This window comes from Idiomarina baltica OS145, assembly GCF_000152885.1.
Taxonomy (GTDB): Bacteria; Pseudomonadota; Gammaproteobacteria; order Enterobacterales; family Alteromonadaceae; genus Idiomarina; species Idiomarina baltica.
Genome location: NZ_CH672404.1, coordinates 285901 through 287210 on the forward strand (window position 1 = coordinate 285901; position 1310 = coordinate 287210).

The 1310-nt window shown below is 45.0% G+C and carries 1 protein-coding gene; it reads left to right on the forward strand.

Annotated features, from left to right (window positions below):
- Positions 1-1055 (forward strand): S16 family serine protease (locus OS145_RS05015; RefSeq protein WP_006955136.1); only part of this gene is annotated, 1055 nt, incomplete at its 5' end.
- Positions 1056-1310 lie beyond the last annotated feature (255 nt).

Below are 1310 nucleotides of genomic sequence, written 5' to 3' on the forward strand. Positions count from 1 at the left end.
TGTCGTCTGATATGCGCGGCGACCCGGCGTCGGCATTGCTTGAGGTGCTTGATCGTGAGCAAAACGTTAATTTCAACGACCACTACATGGAAGTCGATTACGACTTATCTGATGTTATGTTTGTGGCCACTTCTAACAGCATGAATATTCCAGCACCGTTGTTGGACCGTATGGAAGTGATACGACTGTCGGGTTACACCGAAGACGAGAAGTTGAATATTGCTAAGCGACATTTATTGCCTAAGCAAATCGATCGCAACGGCTTGAAGAAGAAAGAAATTGACGTTGAAGATAGCGCGATTCTAGGCATTATCCGGTATTACACGCGTGAAGCCGGTGTGCGTAACTTAGAGCGTGAACTTTCGCGGTTATGCCGTAAAGCGGTTAAAACGATCTTGTTGGATAAGTCGATTACGCAAGTCACTATCAACCAAGATAACTTAAGTGACTTCTTGGGTGTGCAGCGCTTTGACTATGGTAAGGCTGAAGAAGCGAACCAAATTGGTCAAGTAACAGGCTTAGCATGGACAGAAGTGGGTGGTGACTTGCTGACTATCGAGGCAACCAATGTTGCCGGTAAGGGCAAGATTACTTCAACCGGTTCGCTTGGCGATGTCATGCAAGAGTCGATTCAAACCGCACTTACGGTGGTTAGAAGCCGTGCTGATAAGCTAGGCATTGCAGAAGACTTTCATGAGAAGCGCGACATCCATGTTCACGTGCCTGAAGGGGCGACGCCTAAAGACGGTCCAAGTGCCGGTATTGCTATGGTGACCGCCTTAGTGTCATCGTTAACTAAGATACCAGTGCGCTCAGAAGTGGCTATGACGGGTGAGATTACACTGCGAGGCGAAGTGTTGGCGATTGGCGGTTTGAAAGAGAAGCTGCTAGCTGCTCATCGCGGTGGCATCAAGCATGTGTTAATTCCAAAAGATAACGAGCGTGACTTGAAGGAAATCGCTGATAACGTGAAGCAAGACTTGACGATTCAGCCTGTAAAATGGATTGATGAGGTACTTGAGGTCGCTTTAGAGCGAAATCCAACAAAGACTTAATTTTTTATTCAGTTTTTTGATATAGCAACGACAAAATGCGGTCTCGAGCGCTAGAAATGCTCTACAGACCGCATTTTTTCGTTAAAATTTTACTAAAAAAGGGTTTTCAATTGTTACGACTGTGGTAGCCTAAGGATTAAAGCTTATACGGGTGTTGTAACCAATTTCCGAGTAGCTTCTATCATCGCATCGTACTGAAAAGGGTGTTGAAGATATTGAATAAGCTTGATATAACAATTTCGGACCATCTTAATA